Below are 21,015 nucleotides of genomic sequence, written 5' to 3'. Positions count from 1 at the left end.
CCGGGCTGCCCAGAAACAATCCAGAAACAAAATTCTACAATCCGGAAAAACTGCCGAAAAAAATCAAAGGCATAAGTGGTGCCGTGGCGGTCAGGTCATCGGCTGCGACACGCGTTACGGGATTACGGACAGACCAATGCAAAGGTTCTCGATCAGTCTGATGGGTGCGTTGCTTTCCATTTCGCTCGTCACGGCCGCGGTCGAACATGCCGATGCAAAACTGGCCGATGCGAAGGTGGCCAATGCAAAGGCGGCCGATGCAAAGGTGGCGACCACCCGCAGCGAGCGTTGCATCGATCTGAACCGCCAGTTTGACGAAGCCCTCGAAACCCATGCCGCGGCAACGCAGGTCACCGCTGCGAAAGCACTTCAAAGAAAGGGAAACCGGTTCTGCGCCAACAAGAAACAGGCACAGGGAATCCGGATGCTCGCGAACGCTTTGAAGCTGCTTGGAGTGACACCGATCGATCCCGTTCAGTGACACTCAATCCGATCTGCACAAAAAGGAAGTGAAGCCATGAAAAAGTCCCTCCTCTCCGCCCTCGGTCTCGCCATCGCGCTGGCCGTCTCGATGCCGGTTCTCGGCGCCAGCAGCGCCAATGCCGCGACCACCACCCCGGCTGCGACGACAACGACGACCGCTGCGCCGGCCAAGGCCGTGAAGAAGGTCGCTGCCAAGAAGACCGTCAAGAAGCACAAGAAGCACGCGGTCAAGGCAGCTCCGAAAGCCTGATCAAGCGACATCTTTCTACCCTATGAGAAGACCGCTCCAGTTGCGATTTGCCTGGAGCGGTCGTCTTTTTTGTTGCGTGCAGACAGTAGGGCCAGTCCCGGCCCACACCCCCGTTGAACGCCAGACGGCAGTTCCCACATAGGCACGGACTTTTGAACTGCGCCTGCCGGGAAGCCGATCGCGCGCGGTTGAATGGACGACCGCTTTTGCCCATGTCAAAATGACCGCAAAGCTGACGTACGCAATTGCCGGTCCAATGCCTGAAATCACGACAAAACCCCGTACCAGCACGAAGCCGAAGGTCGAACGGCCGAAGCTCTACAAGGTCATCCTGGTCAATGACGATTTCACGCCGCGCGAGTTTGTCGTGACGGTGCTGAAGGCCGAGTTCAAGCTCAGCGAAGACCAGGCGCATAGGATAATGATCACCGCGCACCGGCGCGGCGTCTGCGTTGTCGCCGTCTTCACCAGGGATGTCGCCGAGACTAAGGCGGCGCGCGCAACCGATGCCGGCAAGGCCAAGGGCTACCCGCTGATGTTCACGACGGAGCCGGAGGAGTAGGGCGGTTCGCTTTCTTCCTTCTCCCCTTGTGGGAGAAGGTGGCCGAGCGAAGCTCGGTCAGATGAGGGGTGTTCCAGCTTGGCAAGGACGGCACTCCGTCCAGCACCCTCAACCGTCTTGGCGCTGCGCGCCACTCCACCTTCTCCCACAAGGGGAGAAGGATAAACCGCGTTACCGCCCTTCGCGGTACCACATCGAGCCCATCGCCAGAAGCAGCAGGCCGAGGCCGAGGAAGCCGCCGAACAGCGGCACGCGCGAGACGGCCTTGAGCACGCTGTCGTCGGTGGTGCGCAGGCCGATCCAGTCATCGCCGGAGGCAGCGCCCGAGGAACGGACCGGAACGATCGAGGGCAGCGTGACCGTGCTGGTGAGAGTGCGAAGTGCCGAGGCCGGCGCCAGCCGGCGAACGCTGCCGCCGGTTGCCTCAGCCGGTGGTTTGAGCCGGTTCTCGGTGGAGACGACGTCGGTGAATTCCGGCGCGTTGACCGGCCCGACATGGGCCAATGCCGTCAGGTCGCCATTGCCGACCTGATAGAGACCGATTTCGCTGGTCTCGACGCTGCCGAGGAAGACGCCTGGTTCGGATTTCTCGAGCCTGACGATCAGTGCCTTGCCGGACGGCGTGATGACTTGCGCCGGGCCGGGGTCGTCGCTCATCGTCTGGCGGCGGATTTCCAGCACCATGCCGCGGCCGTCGGCGGTCAGCCGCTCTTCCTCGAGTTCGGGCTCCTTCATTAGCCAGTGGGCGATGCGCCGGTAGAGTTGGACGTGGGGGCCGCCGCCCTCGAAGCCGCGCGCCCACAGCCAGCCCTGGTCGGACAGAAGCATGCCGACGCGGCCTTCGCCCTTGCGATCGAGCAGTAGCAGCGGCCGGTTGTCGGCGCCCTTCATCACCACCTCGCCCTCGGGGTTCTCAACGCCGATGGTGCGGAACCAGCGGCTCCAGTGCGGCGGCTCGGTCGCGGAGCCGTCGAGCCCGCGCGTTACCGGATGACGCTGGCCGGTATCGGTGAGGCGCGGATAGAAGGCCTTGTCGATGACCTCGCCGGTCGGCATTGCCGGCAGCGCCGACATCAGCGGCGTGCGGGCGATCGAGCTTTCGCCGGCATATTCGGGGCCTGCCGCGATCAGTAGCGCGCCGCCCTTTTCGACATACTCGGAGATGTAGTCGTAATAGAGGATCGGCAGCACGTCGCGGTGCTGATAGCGGTCGAAGATGATCAGGTCGAAATCCTTGATCTTCTCGACGAACAGCTCGCGCGTCGGAAAGGCGATCAGCGACAATTCGTTGATCGGCGTGCCGTCCTGCTTTTCCGGCGGGCGCAGGATGGTGAAGTGCACGAGGTCGACCGAAGCGTCGGATTTCAGCAAATTGCGCCAGGTGCGCTCGCCGGCATGCGGTTCGCCGGAAACAAGCAGCACGCGCAGATTTTCGCGGATGCCGTCGATCAGCGCGATGGCGCGGTTGTTGGTGTCGGTGAGTTCGCCCGGCTCGTGGTTGATGGCGAGTTCGACGATGTTTCGCCCGGCGCTGGGAATGGTCACCTGAAGCGGCATCGCCTGGCCGATGTTGGCGTGCTCGACCGATACCTGCTCGCCGTTGACCGATACGCGGACATCGACCGGGCCGGTTTCGTTGTTGGTGGCGATGACGCGATATGTCATTTCGAGCGGCTTGCCGACCAGCCCGAATCGCGGCGCATTCTCGAAGCGGATGCGGCGGTCCTTCTCATGCTCGTTGCCGGTAATCAGCGCATGCAGCGGGGCATTGAAGTCAGGTGCGCCAAGCGGCGCGTCATGCACCTCGCCATCGGTGATCATGATGGCGCCGCCGATGCGCGAGGGCGGCACGTCGCGGAAAGCATTTTCGAGCGAGGAAAACAACCGCGTCTCGGTGCGCTCGTCGGCGGCTTCGGACTTGCCGGCCTCGACGACACGGACGTCGAACTGCTTGAAGCGGCCGAGACGCCGCTGAAGCCCGGCCAATGCCGCGTCTGTCTGCTTGGTGCGGTCGCCTATATCCTGGCTCTGACTGCGATCGACGACGACGGCGACGATGCTTTTCAGCGGCTCACGTTGTTCGTCGAGGAACACCGGATTGAGCAGCGCCGCAGTCAGGGCAATCAGGGCTGCCAGGCGGAAGACCGCGCCGCGCTGGCGAAACCAAAGGCCGACCAGCGCCAGCAGCAGCAGCGGTATCAGAACCACGGCGAGCAGTGGCCAGGTGATGAGCGGTTCGAAGGAGAGCGACCAGTTCATGGTCTATTGCCCCAGCCGTTCGAGCAGCACCGGGACGTGCACCTGATCGGATTTGTAGTTGCCGGTCAGCATGTACATCATGATGTTGACGCCGGCACGCAGCGCATAGATGCGCTGCATCGGATCCGACGGCACCGTCGGCAATAGCGGGTCGCCATTCTCGTCGACGGCCCAAGCGCCGGCGAAATCATTGGCGGTGATCATGATCGGCGAAACGCCGTCGCCGGTGCGCACCGGGCGGTTCTCGGTGTTGCTGGCTTCGAGCGATGCCTCGACCCAAAGCGGGCTGCCGGCAAAACGGCCAGGAAACTCCGGAAGGATGTAGAAGGATTTGGTCAGCACGTGGTCCGACGGCACCGGCTCCAGCGGTGGCACGTTGAGGTTGCCGAGGATGTCGCGCAGCCGCTCCGTCGCCGGGCTGGTCGAATCCGCACCAATGCCATTGGCGAACTGGTCGCGGGTGTCGAACAAGACCGTTCCGCCCTGCTGCATGTAGGCGTCGATGCGGGCGATGGCGGCCTCGCTGGGCAGCGGGGCCGAGGGATCGATCGGCCAGTAGATCAGCGGATAGAAGGAAAGTTCGTCCTTCGAGATGTCGACGCCGGCCGGTGCTCCGGGTTCGAGCGCGGTTTTCTCGATAAGAAAGCGGGTCAGGCCTTCGAGCCCGGCGCGGCTGATCGAATCGACACCCGGCTCGCCGGTCAGCACGTAGGCGATCCGGGTCTTTGAAATGTCCCCGATCGCCTCCGTATCTCCCGGTTTGGCGTCGTCGGCACGCGCGACGTCCGCGTGGCCAATCAAGGCGCCGAGCGCAATCAGCAGGACGGCTGCCGTCGCCGCAGCGCCGGCACGGCGCGGCCGGCGCGACAACAGGCCGCCCATCCAGAATACGGCAAGCGTGTCGAGCACCATCAGCACCAGGGCGGCCGTGACAAGCGGACCTTTGAGGTTGTGCTGCTCGTCGAAGGCATACTGGATGGTGGTGACCGGCACCGTGATTTCAGGCCGGGCCAGCGGCCTGAATGCGCTGTCGCCGCCGAGCAGATTGTGAGCGAACACTCCTGTCTCGGAGCCGTAGAGGCCGGGCGGGTTTTCCAGCGTCACCGGCAGCGGGCCGGCGCCGGGCACCAGCGGCCTGGCATCCGGCGTCGGCGGCACCAGCGTGCCGTCGGCGGCGATCATACGATAGGGTGCCAGCGACGTGGCGGCGGCCTCGGCATTGGCGACAGCCGCGCCCTGGTTGCGCGACAATTGTACGATGCGCCGCAGCATCTCGACGAAGCTGCCGGAGATCGGCAGGTTGGACCACGTCGCCTCGGGGGTGACGTGGAACAGTACGAGGGTGCCCTTGTCCTTCCTCATCCCGGTCACCAGCGGCGTACCGTCGGCAAGCGTGGCCCAGGTGCGCTCGACAATGTCGGGCGTCGGCTCGGCCAGCACCTGCCTGGTAACGGTGACCTCGGTCGGCGGCGCGAGGTCGGCGAAGGGACCGGTTTTCGGGAATTCGGTGACCGGCTGCGGCGCCGTCCATGACAGCGCGCCGCCAAGCGATCGCTCGCCGGTGCGCAGCCGGACCGGCAGCAGATCGTCGTCATTGCCGGCAGCGGCCAGCCGCGAACCGGCAAAACGCACCAGCGTGCCGCCCTTGTCGACCCAGTCAACCAGCCTTTGCCGCGCTTGTTCCGGAATGGTGCCGACATCGGCCATGACGATCATCGCCGGCTTCTGGTCGAGCAGTTGCGGGATCGCGTCGGCGAGATCGACGCTCGACGGCTCGACCAGATCGGCGAACGGCTGCAGGGCGCGGCGGATGTAGTAGAGCGGCGACAGCAGCGGTTGCGCCTGGTCGGCCTCGGCCTGCGACAACAGCCCGACGCGGCGGCGTTTTGAGCTCTCATCGAGCACGCGGACGGCACCGGCCTGGCGCTCGCCGTCGAGCGCGACGTAGGCGAAGTCGTTACGCAGTTCGAACGGCACCGCCATCGTGCTGGTGGCGGTGGTTCCGCCCGGGGCAAAGGTCAGCGTCGCGTCGGTAATGCGGCGGCCCTTGTCGTCGAAGGCGCCGGCGGTCACCTGTGCAGGCGCCGGATCGCCCGGTGCGCGGATGGCGGTCAGGGCGAAGCCGTCGACCTGATTGTCGGCGCCGGTCAGGCCGGTCAGCGACAGCCGATCGGAGACGGCCCAGACGACGCGTGCTGCGTTCTTTGACAACAACGTGTTGAACGCGGCTTCGTCGCCTTGCGCCGCCAAGCCATCGGCGAGCACTGCGACGCTGGCGCCCGGCAGCGACTCCAAGGCTGACGCTACGCGGGCATAGACGGCGGGGCGGTCGGTCGGGATCGGCCGCGGCTTTGCCGCGCGCAACCGGTCGAGCGCCGCAGCGGCATCGAAGGGACCGATCTCGGCATTGGGCTTTTCGGCGGTGAAAGCGATGAGCACCGGCACGCCGTTCGAATTGGCATCGGCGATCAGCCGCTCGGCGGTGGCGACCCGCTTGCCCCAGTCGGCGGCACTTGCCCAGTCATTGTCGATCACCAGCGCCAGGGCAGCGCCCTCGGCCGGCAGCTTTTCGCGCGGATTGAAGACCGGTTCGGCAAGTGCTGCCACGACAAGCGCGGCCATCAGCAGCCTAAGCAGCGTCAGCCACCAAGGGCTTTGCTGCGGCGTTTCTTCGCGCCTCAGCACGCGGGCGAGAATCCTGAGCGGCGGAAACACCTCGGTTTGCGGTCTTGGCGGGGTCAGCCGCAGAAGCCACCAGATCACCGGCAGCGCCAGCAGGCCCCACAGCAGCATCGGCGCCCCGAAGGAGAGCGGCAGCCAACTCATGCGCGGGCCCTCCCGGCAAAGCTGCCTTCGCCGGTCATCGCCATGTGGATGCGCACCAGCGCCTCGGAGGCAAGACGGTCGGTATGATTGACGGTAAAGCTCCAGCCAAGCCGTTTGCACCACGCGGCCAATTCCTGGCGGCGGGCGGCATAAAGCAGGCGATATTCCTCGCCCAGCATTTCGGCGCGGCCGGCGGTCAACTTGTCGCCGGTCTCAGGATCGGTGAATTCGGTGCGCCCGGCATAGGGGAAGCTTTCCTCGGCCGGATCGGCGACCTCGACCAGGTGGGCGCGCACGCCGTGGCGGGCGAGCACGTCCAGCCACGCCATGGTGTCCTCGACCGGGTCGAGGAAATCGCTGACGAGAACGATGTCGCAGAACCGGCGAATGCCGGATAGGTCGGGCTTTGCCGGCAGGTCGGCGGCGTGCATCAGTTGCGCCGCGATGCGCTCGGCGCCATTGCGGGCGGTGAACGGGTCGGTCAGGCCCGGCCAGGCAATGCGCTCGCCGCTGCGCGACAAAAGCTCGGCCATGGCCAGCGCCAGCACCAGGGCGCGCGATTCCTTGGGAACGCTGGCTCCGGTCGATTTGTAGAGCATGGAAGGCGAGGGATCGGCCCACAGCCACACCGTGTGGGCGGCCTCCCATTCACGGTCGCGGACATAGGTGTGATCGTCGCGGGCGGAACGGCGCCAGTCAATGCGCGAGGAATCGCCTTCGACATAGGGCCGGAACTGCCAGAAATTCTCGCCGATACCGCGCTTGCGGCGGCCATGCCAGCCGGCAATTACCGTGTTGACGATGCGGCGCGCCTCGACCAGCAGGTCCGGCACCAACGAAGCCCGCAACCGGCCTCTGGCGAGCGCATCGCGCGTCGCTGCCGGTGCCTGCGCTTCACCGATGCGCGCCATCAAATCCCTTTCGCGAGCTTCGCCACAACATCGCGAACCGTGGTGCCCTCGGCGCGGGCGGCGAAGGTCAGCGCCATGCGGTGCTGCAGCACCGGCTCGGCGAGCGCGCGGACGTCGTCGACCGACGGCGCCAGCCGGCCGTCATAGAGGGCGCGGGCGCGGGTGCACAGCGTCAGCGCCTGGCTGGCGCGCGGGCCTGGGCCCCAGGCGACGTGCTTGTCGGTATCGGCGTTGCCCTGGCCGGGGCGCGCTGAGCGCACCAGCTTGAGGATCGCCTCGACGACGCTTTCCGGCACCGGCATACGGCGGATGAGCGTCTGGATGTCCTTCAGCCGCGCCGGCTGCAGCACGTTTTCAGCCTTGGCATCCTCGATACCGGTGGTTTCCAGCAGGATGCGGCGCTCCGCCTCGATCTCGGGGTAGAGGATATCGACCTGCATCAGGAAGCGGTCGAGCTGCGCTTCCGGCAGCGGATAGGTGCCTTCCTGCTCCAGCGGGTTCTGCGTCGCCAGGACGTGGAACGGTGACGGCAGATCATGGCGCACGCCGGCAATGGTGACGTGGTATTCCTGCATCGACTGCAGCAGCGCCGACTGGGTACGCGGCGAGGCGCGGTTGATCTCGTCGGCCATCAGCAGTTGCGCAAAGATCGGCCCGGAAATGAAGCGGAACGAACGCTTGCCGAATTCATCCTGCTCCATCACCTCGGAGCCGAGAATATCCGATGGCATCAGGTCGGGTGTGAACTGGATGCGGCGCGAATCGAGGCCGAGCACGATGCCCAGCGTTTCGACCAGCTTGGTCTTGGCGAGGCCGGGCACCCCGACCAGCAGCGCATGGCCGCCGGCCAGCAATGCGACGAGCGTGCGCTCGACGACGCTTTCCTGGCCGAAAATGACCCGGCCGACGCCGTCACGGACCCTCGAAATGTCGGCCAGCGCTTTCTCGGCCTGCGCCACCATGTCCTTTTCGCTGATTGGGCTTTCCTTGATCATAACGCTCATGCAGCATCGATCCTTCTGTTGGAAACACCGCTTGGCACCTTGGTGCCGCAAAGAATGCCGCGATTCGGCCTCGCATGGCGCCTGCAATGAACTTAAATCACAGACTTAGGCTGACAAGCGGAACAACAGTGACTATTTCGTGACCATGACGGAAGCCGCCGACTATCGTGAAGAGAGGCTGACGGCCGCGACCGAGGCGCGCGGGCTGGAGGCGCTGGTCTCGCGCGCGACGCGCGCCGGCAAGGGGCCGGCGCCGGTGGAACGCTGGAATCCGGCATTTTGCGGCGATCTCGACATGGAAATCAAGCAGGACGGCACCTGGTTCTATCTGGGAACGCCGATCGGCCGGATGCCGCTGGTGCAGCTTTTTTCCTCAGTGCTGCGCAAGGACGCGGACGGTAGAACCTACCTGGTGACGCCGGTGGAAAAGGTCGGCATCCGCGTCGCCGACGCGCCCTTCATTGCCGTCGAGATGGACGTGTCGGGCGCCGGCGACGGACAAATCGTCACCTTTCGCACCAATGTCGGCGACGTGGTAGAGGCTGGGGCGGGACACCCGCTGCGCTTCGTCGATGAGGACGAGACAGGTGGCCTGAAGCCTTATGTGCTGGTGCGCGGGCGGCTGGAGGCGCTGGTGGCACGGCCGGTGATGTACGAGCTGGTCGAGCACGGCGAAGAGATCGACCTCGGTGGCGAGACGATGTTTGCCGTCCGTTCCAAAGGCGAGGTCTATCCGATCATGCCGGCTGAGAAACTGAAACGGCTGAGCGTATGATGGACCGCTTATGATGGATCAGGTGATGCCGTTGCGGTTTTCCGCTGCCGGGTTTCGCCAGCGCGTCGCGGCGCAGCCGCTGGCGCATGCCGGCGACGATTTTGGCGACCACCGCTTCAATCCGGGCCATCCCAGGCTGAAGCTGGCCAAGGCGCTGCGCGATGCCGCCGTGCTGATCCCGGTGGTCGATCATGGCCATGAAGCCACGGTCCTTTTGAGCAGGCGGGCGGAAAGGCTGCGCAACCATTCGGGGCAGGTGGCTTTCCCCGGTGGTACCATCGATCCAACCGATGCGAGCCCGGAAGCGGCGGCGTTGCGCGAGACATCCGAGGAGATCGGTCTCGATAGTGATTACATCGAGATCATCGGCCGTCTGCCGGACTACGTTTCCGGCAGCGGCTATCGCATCGCCCCGGTGCTCGGGATTGTGCGGCCCGGTTTCAGCCTGACGCTGAATTCCGACGAAGTCGATGCCGTCTTCGAGGTGCCGCTGGGCTTTCTGATGGACCCCGCCAACCACACCAGAGACAGTCGCATGTGGAACGACCTCGAATGGTTCTATTACGAGATGCCCTATGGCGGCCAGCGCATCTGGGGCGTCACCGCGGGCATCATCCGTACGCTTTATGAAAGGCTCTATTCGTGAGCGATCCAGTGTCGATCGCGGGCAAGGCCGGGTGGCTCGGCGAACGCCACCTGCAGCGCCTGCTCGCGGCGCTGACTGATGGCGGCGAGGAGGCGCGTGTCGCCGGCGGTGCGGTGCGCAACGCGCTCATCGGTCAGCCGGTCGCCGACATCGACATCGCCACCACCACGGTGCCCGAGGAAACCATCCGGCGCGCCGAGGCGGCAGGCTTCAAGACGGTACCGACCGGCATCGAGCATGGCACAGTCACCGCGGTCGGCCACGGCAAGGCCTATGAGGTCACCACGCTGCGTGCCGATATCGAAACCGACGGCCGGCGCGCCAAAGTGTCGTTCGGCCGCGACTGGAAAGCCGACGCTGAGCGGCGTGATTTCACCATCAATGCACTCTATGCCGAAGCCGATGGAACGGTCGTCGATCTGGTCGGCGGTATCGCCGATATCGAAGCGCGGAGGCTGCGATTCATCGGCGATCCGGAAGCGCGTATCCGCGAGGATTATCTGCGCATCCTGCGTTTCTTCCGTTTCTTCGCATGGTATGGCGACGGCAGGCCGGATGCCGAAGGGTTGAAGGCTTGTGCCCGGCTGAAGCAGGGGCTCGACCAGCTCTCGGTCGAGCGCGTCTGGTGGGAATTGAAGAAATTGCTGTCAGCGCCAGATCCGTCGCGGGCGCTGCTGTGGATGCGCCAGGCCGGCGTTCTGACCGCCGTTTTGCCGGAAAGCGAGAAATGGGGCATCGATGCCATCCACGGGCTGACCAAGACCGAGAAGGATCTGGCCTGGGCGCCGGACCCGCTGCTCAGGCTGGAAGCCATCGTGCCGCCGGATGCCGCGCGCATGAAAACGCTTGCCGAGAGATTGAGGCTTTCCGTGAGCGAAGCAAGCCGGCTGCGGAATTGGGCGATCACAGCTGCCGTCGATCCGAAAACGACCGAAGGAGAGTTGGCGAAAAGGCTTTATTTTGGCGACCGCCAAGGCTTTGTCGATCGGTTGCGGCTGTTGCTCGCTTCCGCTCGAGCCCGCGCGGTCGAGGACAATGACGCACTGCTCGAAGCCGGCGGCTTCTCGCGCCTGCTTGCCTTCGCTGCAAAATGGCAAAACCCTGTTTTTCCGGTCAAGGGCGCCGATCTGACGACGCTTGGCGCATCACCGGGGCCGAAGCTTGGTGCAACGTTGAAGAATCTCGAAAAGGAATGGGTCGAGTCCGGTTTTGCGCTTGATCGCGGCGCGCTGCTCAAGCGCGCCGCGGAGGCACTCGAATCCTGACTGTCACGCTGCGTCGCGGACCTTTTCGATGCGCGAGCGGATCGCCTCGATCATCGTCTCGCGGATCACCGTCTCGCCGTGCGTCTCGCGCAGATGCTCGACGGCACGGCGCATGACCTCAGCCTCCTCCTCGGCGCGTGTGTGCCACTCGCAGCCGGGTACGAGCGACCCGCAATGGAATTCCTTCATCGGCTTCTCCTCATCTCCTCCTTGGAGCGCCGCGCAGCGCACTGACACGGAAGCTCCAGACCTTTGATTGCGCGATCCGGAAACCGCGTACGGTATCCGGACTACACGCTGGCCAGCTAAGCATAACACGATCGAACGGTTTTGGTTGCCTTAGAGTGCCGTGCGTCCAAGCCGACACGCGGCCCTCTGGTGATCGGGTTGCGAAAAGGCGGAGCATCGCTGCTGCGCCCTCTTACGCCACCCAGGAGTAAGACCTCGTCTTGCTCCAGCGGGCAGGACATCACTTCACGATCTTGACTGCCTCGGCAATTTTATCCTTGCCGCTCATATCCCACGTGACGCGGACCTTTTCGCCGACCTTCAGGCCAGGATCCTTGAAGGTCTGGGGCAACGTAAAGGTGGCTCCGTTATCCAGAACTAGGCTCATCGCCGTTCCATCAAAGCTTTTGATCGTGCCGGTGGTGTGCTTGACCGCAGCGAATGCGGCAGTACCAGAGGCGAGAACGGCAGCGGCGGCTGCGGTCATAATAAGCTTGCGCATGGCATGCTCTCCTGGAAAATGCGGGCACCGCTTGGGAAAGGTGCCCCATTCAATCATGGGCCGTCCGGTCACGTCGGGTCGCGGCTCTCGGGAGTAAAGAACCGCCGGCGTTTCCCGGCCCGACGCGACAAATAACCCAATCTTTACAATGGTATATTAGACGAAAAAGATATTTTCTGGCGCGCCTTGCGCCACATTCGCCGTCAAATTCTGGGGATTTGGACCCGATTGCGGCTCACGTCGTGCTCACCGAGATTTTACGGCCATTTCGCTTCTGGCGGCAGGCTGGACAGGATCGAGGCGACATTGCCGCCGGTCTTCAGCCCGAAGATGGTGCCGCGATCGTGAAGCAAGTTGAATTCGACATAACGGCCGCGGCGGATGAGCTGCTCGTCACGGTCGCCATTGGTCCAGTTGTCATTGAAGTTGGCGCGCACCAGATGTCCGTAGACGACGAGAAAAGATCGCCCGACGTCCTGGACGAAGTTGAAATCGGCGTCCCAGCCGCCTTTGTCCTCATCCGAATGCAGCCAGTCGAAGAAGATACCGCCGGTACCGCGTGGCTCGTCGCGGTGCGGCAGGTAGAAGTACTCGTCGCACCAGGCTTTGAATTTCACGTAGTCGGCGATCGCCGCGTTCTTCTCGCAGGCAAATTGCATCGCTCTGTGGAAGGCGATCGTGTCGGGGTCGTCCTGGCTGCGGCGGCGGTCGAGCACCGGTGTCAGGTCGGCGCCGCCGCCGAACCACTGGCGCGAGGTGACGACCATGCGCGTGTTCATATGCACGGCCGGCACGTTGGGGTTCCACGGATGGGCGATCAGCGAAATGCCGCTTGCCCAGAAGGAGGGGTCCTCTTCGGCGCCCGGCATCTGCTTCCTGAATTCGGGCGAGAACTCGCCGTGGACGGTCGAGGTGTGGACGCCGACCTTCTCGAAGACGCGGCCGTGCATCATCGACATGATACCGCCGCCGCCCTTGCCGGCATCGCGTTGCCACGGCGTCTTTTCGAAGCGGCCGGGCGACCAGCTAGCCTGCGGCCCCTGCAGGTCCTGCTCGATCTGCTCGAAGCTGGCACAGATGCGCTCGCGCAACGTCTCGAACCACAGCCGTGCCTTCGTCTTCTTCTGTTCGATGTCGGCTGGCAGCCCCGCCGGTATCTCGGGTCGTTGCAAATCCTGTCTCCGGTTGCGGGCGCGCCCGACAAATGACTCGTCTTTTCCGGCCGCGATCCCTAATCTCTTGGGTGCAAGGGTCAAGTGTGAATGGAGTTCTTTCGTGCGCACCCCGGCAAGACCGCCGCTGGATGGCCTGAAGAAGAGGCTCGACCGTTCGCGCGCCGAGAACGCGCGCATGCCGCGCGACGGCTTCCTGCGCGAGACCTTCGTGCTGCCGCGCTCCGATGCTCGTCTCAAGGCGAAGGAATGGTTCGAGCGCTTTCCGAAGCAGGCCTATTGGACCGAGATCGAAAGCTGGTTCGAACGGCCGGGCGATGTGATCGAGTTCACCATCAGGCGGCTGCCGGCGGCGGATTAATGCTCCGGTCTCGAGGCTGAACGTATCAGGGCTAGTTCATCTGCCCTGAACGATCTTGATAAACACGCTTCTGTCGCCCGTTCCAAGATGCGCTCTTTTCATCTCGGCATACGTCAGGCGCCCATTCGCGAAGGCCCGCACGGTTCTTCCGCACCAGACACGTGGCGCCGCGGCTGCGCTGACATTCATGATCTTGCCAGCTTCCTGCTTCGAACTGAGAGGCGATTGCTCCGAATGCCTGATGCATTCCGTAAGCACTTTCTTATACATGGCAGGACTGCCTTGAACCAAAGTCCTTGCCGTATTCCATTCACCTTCGCTCGGCATGCATCCAGCCAACACAATGGCGCCAAGCAACGCGGCGTAAGTCTTGTATGCAAATTTCAATTCTGCCCCCCAAGGTTAGTTGCAGGGGCGTATCAAGCACGGGCACATGAACTTCACAAGACTGTATAGTGACTAACGGACAGGATAAGTTCCCTGAACCCGTCCAGACCGTCATGGCTTCAACGCACGACCAGCCTGCGGGCGCCCGCGCCGTCCCTTGCCAGCCTGTCGTTCTTATTCCGCAGCGGACATTTGTCGATCGACATGCAGCCGCAGCCGATGCAGTCGCTCAGCCCGTCGCGCAGCTTCTTGAGCTGACTAATTTTCTGGTCGAGGTCATCGCGCCAAGCCGTCGAAAGCAGGTTCCAATCCTCGCGCGTCGGCGTCCGGCCTTCAGGCAATGATCGAAGGGCTGTGCCGATCTCGGCCAGCGAAATGCCGACCTCCTGAGCTACCTTGATGATCGCCACCCGTCGCAGCACGTCGCGGCCATAACGCCGCTGGTTGCCTGATGTGCGGTGGCTGCGGATCAGCCCGCGTGCTTCGTAGAAATGCAGCGCCGACACCGCCACGCCGCTGCGCATCGCCACCTGGCCGACTGTTAATTCCGTTGCCGCAGCCATCTCCGATTTTCCGCTTGACCTCAAGTTAAGTTGAGCTTGTAGCGAAGAAGCCTCGAAGATGCAAACGGCAGGAGAAGGCGATGGGCGTCTGGATGAGAATGACCGGAGAGGACGCAGTGTTGCGTGAGGACGACGCCTTGGTCGCTGCGGCCGGCGATCGCGTACACATCCTAGCGGAGCTGCCGGATCGCCTCGGCCGCCACCATCGCAACGGAAAGCGCGACGTTGATGCTGCGCGCGCCGGGCTGCATCGGGATGATCAGTCGCGCATCCGCCGCCTCGTGAACGGCGTCCGGCACGCCTGCGGATTCACGGCCGAACAAGAGAATGTCGTCGCCGGCAAAGGCGAAATCCGTGTAGGCGGCAGCTGCTTTGGTCGACAGCAGCACCAGCCGCCGCTTGGCAAGCTTGCGCCAGTCCTCGAAGGCGTGCCAGTCGACATGGCGGGTGAGCGCCGCCATTTCGAGGTAGTCCATGCCGGCGCGTTTCAGCGCCCGGTCACCGAGCGGGAAGCCCGCCGGTTCGATGATGTCGACGCCGAGACCGAGGCAAGCGGCGAAGCGCAGGATTGTCCCGGTGTTGCCGGCGATATCAGGCTGGTAGAGCGCGATACGGAGACGGTCGTTCATTTCCGCGTCTTTCTAATAAGTGGCAGATCAGCCACAGAGCTCTCGCGGTTTTGGAAATTCCTGGACTGGCGGGTGGTCATTTTCTGCGAAGTCGGTTATACGGCCAGCATTGTCAACCCGAACCGATGGAGGGGTAATTCATGATGGCCATGCACATCCACCACCCCTCTCGTGGGCTTACCAGCCCGACGGCGGTTTCGGTACGACGATTCTCCTGACCTTCTAGACTTCAATCGCACCGATTCCCGCCGAAACCTTTTTCGGCCTTTGAAGGAATCCTGCGATGTTTTTCAAGCTGTGGAAGGGGCTGAACGCCCCACCTGAACACGCTTCGACCGATGCCACCTTTGCCGCGCCGCGCGTGTCCGCGGCCTGGGTTGGTTCACCCTTCTATCTGCATCTTCAACTGGAGGACGGACCGATGTTCGATCCCTGTAGAATACCCGGCTCAAGAAGCCTGCACGAGCGCAAGACTGCGACCTGGGCGCTTTTGATCGGCGAGACCTACTCGACGGCGGTTCACGCCGAGACCCGCCGGCGTCCGCATCGCGGCATGCTGCCGGACGTCGATTTCTCGCGCGCCGTTCCGGACTATAGCCGGCCGTCGCTGGTGCGCCGGATCATCAGGCTGATCCGGCCTGGTGCAAAAACCAGCGCGAAAATCCGGATCGTCAAAACGTCGTCAGCATCGTCAAACGAGACTGTCGGCGAAAGGCCCGCGACAACCTATATAGCGCGAAGCAGGACCGGCGAGGCGGACGATTCCGTATCGCCGGTCCTTGACGCCATGCGGTCTGGACACCTCGTCCGTTCGCGTGCCGCGTGAGCGGAAACAGTATTGTGAGCATCTCTATGTTTAGCTGGTTTGAAAAAAGGCTCGATCCGTTCCCTGCCAAGGAGCCGGTCGAGCCGCCGCGGACACTGATCGCCTTCTGCGTGCATTATACGCGCGGCGCGTGGCCCTACATCGCTCTCGATGCGGTACTGGTGACGGCCATCGCCCTTGCCGAGGTGTGGATGTTCGGCTTCATGGGCCGGATCGTCGACTGGCTGTCCGGACAGAATCGCGAGACGTTCCTGCAGACCGAAGGCTTGAAGCTGGTCGGCATGGCCTTCATCGTGGTTTTCGCGCTGCCGGCGACGGTCTGGTTCCATTCGCTGCTCAACCAGCAGACGCTGATGGGTAATTATCCGATGCGTATCCGCTGGCAGGTGCATCGATACCTGCTCAAGCAGTCGATGAGCTTCTATCAGGACGAGTTTGCCGGGCGCATCGCGACCAAGCTGATGCAGACCGCGCTCGCGGTGCGCGAGTGCGTCATCAAGCTCATCGATGTGCTCAACTATATCGTCGTCTATTTTCTCGGCATGCTGTTCATTGTCGGCTCGGCAGACTGGCGGCTGGCTGCGCCGCTTGCCGTCTGGCTTGCCGGATATGTCCTGCTGTTGCGCTATTTCATCCCGCGGCTGGGCAAGGTCGGCGAGGAGCAGGCCAATGCGCGCTCAACCATGACCGGCCGTGTCGTCGACAGCTACTCCAACATCCAGACGGTCAAGCTGTTCTCGCATGCGCGGCGCGAGGCATCCTTCGCCAAGGACGGTATGGCCGGCTTTCTCGATACAGTCTACCGGTCGATGCGGCTGGTGACACAGCTCTACGGCCTGCTCTACGTCCTGAATTCGCTGCTGTTGTTTTCGGTCACCGCAATCTCGCTATGGCTGTGGCTCGGCCAAGCCGTGACGATCGGCGCCGTCGCCCTGGTCATCGGCCTCGTGCTTCGGCTCTGGGGCATGTCGCAATGGATCATGTGGGAGATGTCCACGCTGTTCGAGAATATCGGCACGGTGCAGGACGGCATCGCCTCGATCTCGCTGCCGCGCCTCGTCGAAGACCGGCCTGGCGCCAAGGATATTGCCGTGACCAAGGGGGAGATCCGTTTTGAGGACATCCGCTTCCATTATGGCAAGCAGAAGGGCGTGATCGAAAGCCTGTCGCTGACGGTGAAGCCGGGCGAGAAGGTCGGCATCGTTGGCCGTTCGGGTGCCGGCAAGTCGACGCTGGTCAATCTTCTGTTGCGCTTCTATGACCTCGAAAGCGGCAAGGTCCTGATCGACGGCCAGGACATTGCGGCGGTGACGCAGGACTCGCTGCGCGCCCAGATCGGCATGGTCACGCAGGACACCTCGCTGCTGCATCGCTCGGTGCGCGAGAATATCCTCTATGGCCGGCCGGACGCCAGTGACCAGATGCTGATCGAGGCGGCGCGGCGCGCCGAGGCGCTGGATTTCATCGCCGGATTGTCGGATTCTAACGGTCGAAAGGGTTTCGACGCGCATGTCGGTGATCGCGGCATCAAATTGTCCGGCGGCCAGCGGCAACGCATCGCCATAGCCCGTGTTATGCTGAAGGACGCACCAATCCTTATCCTCGACGAAGCGACCTCCGCCCTCGATTCCGAGGCCGAGGCGGCCATCCAGGAGAACCTCTACAGACTGATGCAAGGCAAGACCGTCATCGCCATTGCGCACCGGCTGTCGACGATCGCGGCCATGGACCGGCTCGTCGTCATGGACAAGGGCCGCGTCATCGAGGAAGGTTCGCATGAGGAACTGGTTGCCAGCGGCGGGCTCTACGCCCAGCTCTGGCAGCGCCAGTCGGGCGGCTTCCTGCTCGACGACGGCCCCTCTGTCAACGATGCAGCCGCCAACGATGCACTCGTCAAGGGTGAAGCCGCCGAATGACTGCCATCTACCGCTGGTTCGAGAACTGGGTCTATCCATTCCGGGAGCCTGCGGACCTTCGGCCACCTGCCGGCGTCAGGGGTTTTCTCTGGCATTATGTCGGGCAGGCGAAGATCGCCTTCTTCGCCATGCTGCTGATCGGCGGCATCGCGCCGTTAGTCGAAGCCGGACTGTTCTATTTCGTCGGGCGGCTGGTCGACATCCTCGACCAGCTTCCCGGCGAACGCAGCTGGCACGCGTTGTGGACTGCCGCCGGCCCGGAACTTGTCTTCATGATCGCGGTGGTGCTGGTCATCCGCACCATCGTCGTCGGCCTGTCGGCGCTGGTCGACGAGCAGACGATCACGCCGGGTTTCTATAATCTGGTGCGCTGGCAGGCGCATCGCCATGTCTCGCGCCAATCCTACGCCTTCTTCCAGAACGACTTTGCCGGACGTATCGCGACCAAGGTCTGGCAGGCGGGACAGGCGACCGGCGATCTGATGGAAAGCTTCATCGAGGTCGTCTGGTTCATGGTCGTCTATACGGTGACGACGCTGGCGCTGGTCGCCGGGCTCGATCTCCGGCTGGCGGTGCTGGTGGTGATCTGGATTACCGCCTTCGGCTTTCTGGCCAGGCGCTATTTGCCGGCAATCCGCAAACATGCCGAAGCCACCGCCGAAGCCGGCTCGATGATCACCGGCCGCCTTGTCGATTCCTATTCGAACGTCCAGACGCTGAAACTGTTCTCGGCCGATGGCGACGACCGCTACATCAGGAACGGCTTCGACATCTATCTCGACGCGCTGCGCCCATTCACCCGCAGGCTGACCGGCGTGCGCATGGCACTGACGATGCTGTCGGGCATTATGATCACGGCGATCGCCTGCTTTGCCGTTTATCTCTGGGTCGAGGGTTCGATCACAGTCGGCGCCGTGGCTTTCACGCTGTCTTTGGTGCTGCGGCTGAACATGCTGCTCGGCCGGCTGATGATGCAGCTCAACGGCATCTTGCGGAACCTCGGCGTGCTGGAAAACTCCAAGGCGCTGATCTCACAGCCGCTCGGCCTGACCGATGCGCCGGACGCGAAAGAGATTGTCGTCGGCGGCGGGCGTATCGACGTCAGCAATGTCGAGTTCCACTACGGCAAGGGGTCCGGCGTGCTCGACGGCATCGACCTCGTCGTGCGGCCGGGCGAAAAGGTCGGCCTGGTCGGCCCGTCCGGCGCCGGCAAGACGACCTTGGTCAATCTGATCCTGCGCCTCTACGACCTCGAGAGCGGCAAGATCACCATTGACGGGCAGGACGTCTCCAGGGTCACGCAGAATTCGCTGCGCGCCAATATCGGCGTCGTCAGCCAGGATACGGCACTTTTCCACCGCTCGCTGCGCGACAACATCAAGCTCGGCATGCCGGAAGCGACCGACGCCGAGGTGGTCGCGGCAGCGAAGAAGGCCGAGGCGCACGAGTTCATCCTCGGCCTGCGCGACAATCGCGATCGTATCGGCTACGAGGCCTATGTCGGCGAGCGCGGCGTCAAGCTCTCCGGCGGCCAGCGCCAGCGCGTGGCGATCGCTCGCGTCTTCCTCAAGGATGCACCGATCTTGGTGCTCGATGAGGCGACCTCGGCGCTCGATTCTGACATCGAGGCGGCGATCCAGGAAAATCTGGCAAGGCTGATGGAAGGCAAGACGGTCATCGCCATCGCGCATCGGCTGTCGACCATTGCGGCACTCGACCGGCTGGTGGTGCTCGACGAGGGCCGCATCGTCGAGCAAGGCACGCATGACGAGCTGGTCGGGCTCGACGGGCTCTATGCCAGGCTGTGGAAGCGGCAGTCCGGCGGCTTCCTGTTCAGCGAGGAGAGCGCGCTGGCCGAGACCCGGCCGGCGGAGTAGTTTCTAAAAACCGGAGTAGACCATGGCGGTGAGAATGCCATCGAATTTCGGACGGTCCGGCGCGCAGGAGAGCGCGTTGGACCTGCTTGGCCATGAAATCCTCGGCGAGAAGGCGGCCGCGCTCGGCCGCGCCGGCCGGCGCGTCGATGAAACATTGACGAGGCTGCGCGAGAATTGCGACAGTGTCGACCGTGCCCGGCTGCTCAGGGATGCAGCCGAAGCGGTGCACGGGTATTTCATCCAGCGCGAACTCTGCGGCCTGCGCAAGCACGACGCGGTGATCCGGGAATACAGCATTCCCAAGGCTGTGCTGGCCAGGCTCGGCGCCAGCGCATGATCCGAACCGGAATCGGTTTGGGAAGCGTTATTCCAGCCACTCGGTGATGAAGCTGCCGTTCTCGTGTATGTCGGTGGTTTCCAGCGGGCCTGGCCCGAGATTGGTGAATTTGTGCGGCGTGTTCGGCGGTACGACCAGGATCTGGCCGGCTGTGGCCTCGATCTGCCGGTCGCCGACGGTGAACAGACCGGTCCCGGTCCGGATGATAAAAATCTCGCAATAGGGATGGCTGTGCAGCCTGGGGCCGCCGCCGATCTCGGGCAGGTAGTTGAAGATCAGGCAGCTGCGGGAGCCGTAAGCTCCGCCTTGCAGCTCGCCCTGCCAATGGTCGGGCCAGCGGTCGGGCGCTTCGGCCCATTTGTCGCGGTCTATGACATGCGCCATAGGCCGAGGATAAACCGGGCCAGCGCCAGCTGTCGAGGCGAACGCAGCCATTTGGTTTTGCTGCTGTTTTCCAATCGTTCCGCCGTGCGAATTACGCCCCCGCGACAATCTGCCCTTGTGCCTTCACCCGTCTGGACAAAAACAGGCTTCACGCATAAACCCAAGTCCCAAATGCCGGAGGAATTCGCTAGCCTGTTCGCCATGCGCAGTCGGGCCGGCGCGATTGAGCGGGGAACAAGGCTCGGCCGCCGGCACGGAAGAGGCGAAAGGATCAGGCACCCGTGAGCGCAACCGACACCCAGGATCCCAACCGTCGTGATTTTCTCTACGTCGCCACTGGCATGGCGGCGGTGGTCGGCGCGGGCGCCGTTGCCTGGCCATTCATCGACCAGATGCGCCCGGATGCCTCGACGCTGGCGCTCGCCTCGGTCGAGGTCGACGTCTCCTCGCTGACGCCGGGAATGTCGCTCGTCGTGAAGTGGCGCGGCAAGCCGGTTGTCGTGCGCAACCGCACCGAAAAAGAGATGAAGGACGCCGAGGCGGTCAATCTCGCCGAGCTCAAGGATCCAATTGCCCGCAATGCCAACCTGCCGGCCGACGCGCCGGCAACCGACGCCAACCGAACCACGCCGGGCAAGGAAGCCTGGATGGTGATGGTCCAGGTCTGCACCCATCTTGGCTGCATCCCGCTCGGCCAGGAAGGCGATTTCGGCGGCTGGTTCTGCCCATGCCACGGTTCGCAATACGATACGGCCGGCCGCATCCGGAAGGGGCCGGCGCCCGAGAACATGGCGGTGCCGGTGTTTCAATTCATTTCCGACACCAAGATCCGTATCGGCTGAGGCAAGGGAT

General features: G+C 63.6%; 23 protein-coding genes. 12 read left to right on the top strand and 11 right to left on the bottom strand.

All coding sequences use genetic code 11. The annotated features are described in order from the left end of the window. The first annotated feature begins 136 nt into the window (after positions 1-136). The 3 genes from NKJ55_RS14735 (at position 137) to clpS (ending at position 1,295) form a co-directional block, all read left to right on the top strand. Complete coding sequence (locus tag NKJ55_RS14735; RefSeq protein WP_023679500.1) at positions 137-481, top strand: hypothetical protein; 345 nt, start codon at positions 137-139, stop codon at positions 479-481. A 36-nt stretch (positions 482-517) separates the two neighbouring features. Further along, a complete protein-coding gene (locus tag NKJ55_RS14730; RefSeq protein ID WP_352450529.1) occupies positions 518-733 on the top strand; it encodes a hypothetical protein in 216 nt (71 codons plus the stop codon). A 256-nt stretch (positions 734-989) separates the two neighbouring features. Continuing rightward, positions 990-1,295 carry an ATP-dependent Clp protease adapter ClpS gene (gene clpS / locus NKJ55_RS14725; protein WP_023679498.1) on the top strand — a complete coding sequence of 102 codons (306 nt, stop codon included), beginning with the start codon at positions 990-992 and terminating at the stop codon, positions 1,293-1,295. 171 nt (positions 1,296-1,466) lie between these two features. Here the strand turns inward: clpS and NKJ55_RS14720 are convergent, their stop codons facing one another. Genes NKJ55_RS14720 through NKJ55_RS14705 form a run of 4 tightly spaced genes read right to left on the bottom strand, consistent with a single transcriptional unit; the run spans position 1,467 to position 8,295 of the window. After that, the gene (locus NKJ55_RS14720) at positions 1,467-3,554 is read right to left on the bottom strand and encodes a hypothetical protein (RefSeq protein WP_352450528.1); all 2,088 of its coding nucleotides are present in this window, start codon (positions 3,552-3,554) and stop codon (positions 1,467-1,469) included. A 3-nt stretch (positions 3,555-3,557) separates the two neighbouring features. Further along, a complete protein-coding gene (locus NKJ55_RS14715; RefSeq protein WP_352450527.1) occupies positions 3,558-6,380 on the bottom strand; it encodes a DUF4159 domain-containing protein in 2,823 nt (940 codons plus the stop codon). Then, on the bottom strand, positions 6,377-7,291 hold the full coding sequence (locus tag NKJ55_RS14710) for a DUF58 domain-containing protein (RefSeq protein WP_352450526.1): 915 nt from the start codon (positions 7,289-7,291) through the stop codon (positions 6,377-6,379). Before NKJ55_RS14710 ends, NKJ55_RS14715 begins: the two co-directional genes overlap by 4 nt. Next, the gene (locus tag NKJ55_RS14705) at positions 7,291-8,295 is read right to left on the bottom strand and encodes an AAA family ATPase (RefSeq protein ID WP_352450525.1); all 1,005 of its coding nucleotides are present in this window, start codon (positions 8,293-8,295) and stop codon (positions 7,291-7,293) included. Before NKJ55_RS14705 ends, NKJ55_RS14710 begins: the two co-directional genes overlap by 1 nt. A gap of 145 nt (positions 8,296-8,440) precedes the next feature. Between NKJ55_RS14705 and NKJ55_RS14700 the strand changes: the two genes are divergently transcribed. The 3 genes from NKJ55_RS14700 to NKJ55_RS14690 are packed head-to-tail and all read left to right on the top strand — an operon-like array spanning position 8,441 to position 10,981. Continuing rightward, positions 8,441-9,070 carry a DUF1285 domain-containing protein gene (locus NKJ55_RS14700; RefSeq protein WP_352450560.1) on the top strand — a complete coding sequence of 210 codons (630 nt, stop codon included), beginning with the start codon at positions 8,441-8,443 and terminating at the stop codon, positions 9,068-9,070. A 13-nt stretch (positions 9,071-9,083) separates the two neighbouring features. Continuing rightward, positions 9,084-9,716: a CoA pyrophosphatase gene (locus NKJ55_RS14695; RefSeq protein ID WP_352450524.1), complete on the top strand. Its 633-nt coding sequence runs from the start codon at positions 9,084-9,086 to the stop codon at positions 9,714-9,716. Further along, positions 9,713-10,981: a CCA tRNA nucleotidyltransferase gene (locus tag NKJ55_RS14690; RefSeq protein ID WP_352450523.1), complete on the top strand. Its 1,269-nt coding sequence runs from the start codon at positions 9,713-9,715 to the stop codon at positions 10,979-10,981. The genes NKJ55_RS14695 and NKJ55_RS14690 overlap by 4 nt, the downstream gene beginning before the upstream one ends. Before the next feature lie 3 nt (positions 10,982-10,984). Here NKJ55_RS14690 and NKJ55_RS14685 read toward each other — a convergent pair whose 3' ends face one another. The 3 genes from NKJ55_RS14685 to hemF all read right to left on the bottom strand — a co-directional run bounded on the left by NKJ55_RS14685 (position 10,985) and on the right by hemF (position 12,883). Continuing rightward, complete coding sequence (locus NKJ55_RS14685; protein WP_023679490.1) at positions 10,985-11,170, bottom strand: DUF1059 domain-containing protein; 186 nt, start codon at positions 11,168-11,170, stop codon at positions 10,985-10,987. A 280-nt stretch (positions 11,171-11,450) separates the two neighbouring features. Next, on the bottom strand, positions 11,451-11,711 hold the full coding sequence (locus NKJ55_RS14680; RefSeq protein ID WP_023679489.1) for a DUF1344 domain-containing protein: 261 nt from the start codon (positions 11,709-11,711) through the stop codon (positions 11,451-11,453). 257 nt (positions 11,712-11,968) lie between these two features. Beyond that, positions 11,969-12,883 carry an oxygen-dependent coproporphyrinogen oxidase gene (gene hemF, locus NKJ55_RS14675; protein ID WP_352450522.1) on the bottom strand — a complete coding sequence of 305 codons (915 nt, stop codon included), beginning with the start codon at positions 12,881-12,883 and terminating at the stop codon, positions 11,969-11,971. Between the two features lie 103 nt (positions 12,884-12,986). Between hemF and NKJ55_RS14670 the strand changes: the two genes are divergently transcribed. Next, entirely contained in the window at positions 12,987-13,244 is a 258-nt protein-coding gene (locus tag NKJ55_RS14670) for a hypothetical protein (protein WP_023679487.1), read from the top strand. A 36-nt stretch (positions 13,245-13,280) separates the two neighbouring features. Here the strand turns inward: NKJ55_RS14670 and NKJ55_RS14665 are convergent, their stop codons facing one another. The 3 genes from NKJ55_RS14665 to NKJ55_RS14655 all read right to left on the bottom strand — a co-directional run bounded on the left by NKJ55_RS14665 (position 13,281) and on the right by NKJ55_RS14655 (position 14,823). Continuing rightward, positions 13,281-13,631, bottom strand: a complete 351-nt coding sequence (locus tag NKJ55_RS14665; RefSeq protein ID WP_156937440.1) for a hypothetical protein — start codon at positions 13,629-13,631, stop codon at positions 13,281-13,283. 119 nt (positions 13,632-13,750) lie between these two features. Further along, positions 13,751-14,194 carry a redox-sensitive transcriptional activator SoxR gene (gene soxR / locus NKJ55_RS14660; RefSeq protein WP_023679485.1) on the bottom strand — a complete coding sequence of 148 codons (444 nt, stop codon included), beginning with the start codon at positions 14,192-14,194 and terminating at the stop codon, positions 13,751-13,753. 170 nt (positions 14,195-14,364) lie between these two features. Further along, positions 14,365-14,823 (bottom strand): tRNA (cytidine(34)-2'-O)-methyltransferase, encoded by a 459-nt coding sequence (locus tag NKJ55_RS14655; protein ID WP_352450521.1) that lies wholly within the window; start codon positions 14,821-14,823, stop codon positions 14,365-14,367. Between the two features lie 283 nt (positions 14,824-15,106). On the opposite strand from NKJ55_RS14655, the gene NKJ55_RS14650 reads away from it, so the two are divergent. Genes NKJ55_RS14650 through NKJ55_RS14635 form a run of 4 tightly spaced genes read left to right on the top strand, consistent with a single transcriptional unit; the run spans position 15,107 to position 19,779 of the window. Beyond that, complete coding sequence (locus NKJ55_RS14650) at positions 15,107-15,649, top strand: hypothetical protein (protein WP_352450520.1); 543 nt, start codon at positions 15,107-15,109, stop codon at positions 15,647-15,649. Positions 15,650-15,675: 26 nt separating this feature from the next. Then, positions 15,676-17,565, top strand: a complete 1,890-nt coding sequence (locus tag NKJ55_RS14645) for an ABC transporter ATP-binding protein (RefSeq protein ID WP_352450519.1) — start codon at positions 15,676-15,678, stop codon at positions 17,563-17,565. Further along, a complete protein-coding gene (locus NKJ55_RS14640; RefSeq protein ID WP_352450518.1) occupies positions 17,562-19,442 on the top strand; it encodes an ABC transporter ATP-binding protein in 1,881 nt (626 codons plus the stop codon). The genes NKJ55_RS14645 and NKJ55_RS14640 overlap by 4 nt, the downstream gene beginning before the upstream one ends. A 22-nt stretch (positions 19,443-19,464) precedes the next feature. Next, positions 19,465-19,779, top strand: coding sequence for a DUF6665 family protein (locus NKJ55_RS14635; protein ID WP_352450517.1), 315 nt, complete (start codon positions 19,465-19,467; stop codon positions 19,777-19,779). A 27-nt stretch (positions 19,780-19,806) separates the two neighbouring features. On the opposite strand, the gene NKJ55_RS14630 is transcribed toward NKJ55_RS14635, so the two are convergent. After that, the gene (locus NKJ55_RS14630) at positions 19,807-20,163 is read right to left on the bottom strand and encodes a cupin domain-containing protein (RefSeq protein WP_352450559.1); all 357 of its coding nucleotides are present in this window, start codon (positions 20,161-20,163) and stop codon (positions 19,807-19,809) included. 281 nt (positions 20,164-20,444) lie between these two features. Here NKJ55_RS14630 and petA point away from each other — a divergent pair, with 281 nt between their 5' ends. Beyond that, positions 20,445-21,005 (top strand): ubiquinol-cytochrome c reductase iron-sulfur subunit, encoded by a 561-nt coding sequence (petA, locus tag NKJ55_RS14625; RefSeq protein WP_352450516.1) that lies wholly within the window; start codon positions 20,445-20,447, stop codon positions 21,003-21,005. Positions 21,006-21,015: the final 10 nt, after the last annotated feature.

It is taken from the genome of Mesorhizobium sp. M0106 (assembly GCF_040322715.1).
Lineage (GTDB): Bacteria > Pseudomonadota > Alphaproteobacteria > Rhizobiales > Rhizobiaceae > Mesorhizobium.
The sequence above is the reverse complement of the archived record's forward strand: the minus strand, read 5'-3'. Positions and strand labels throughout refer to the sequence as shown.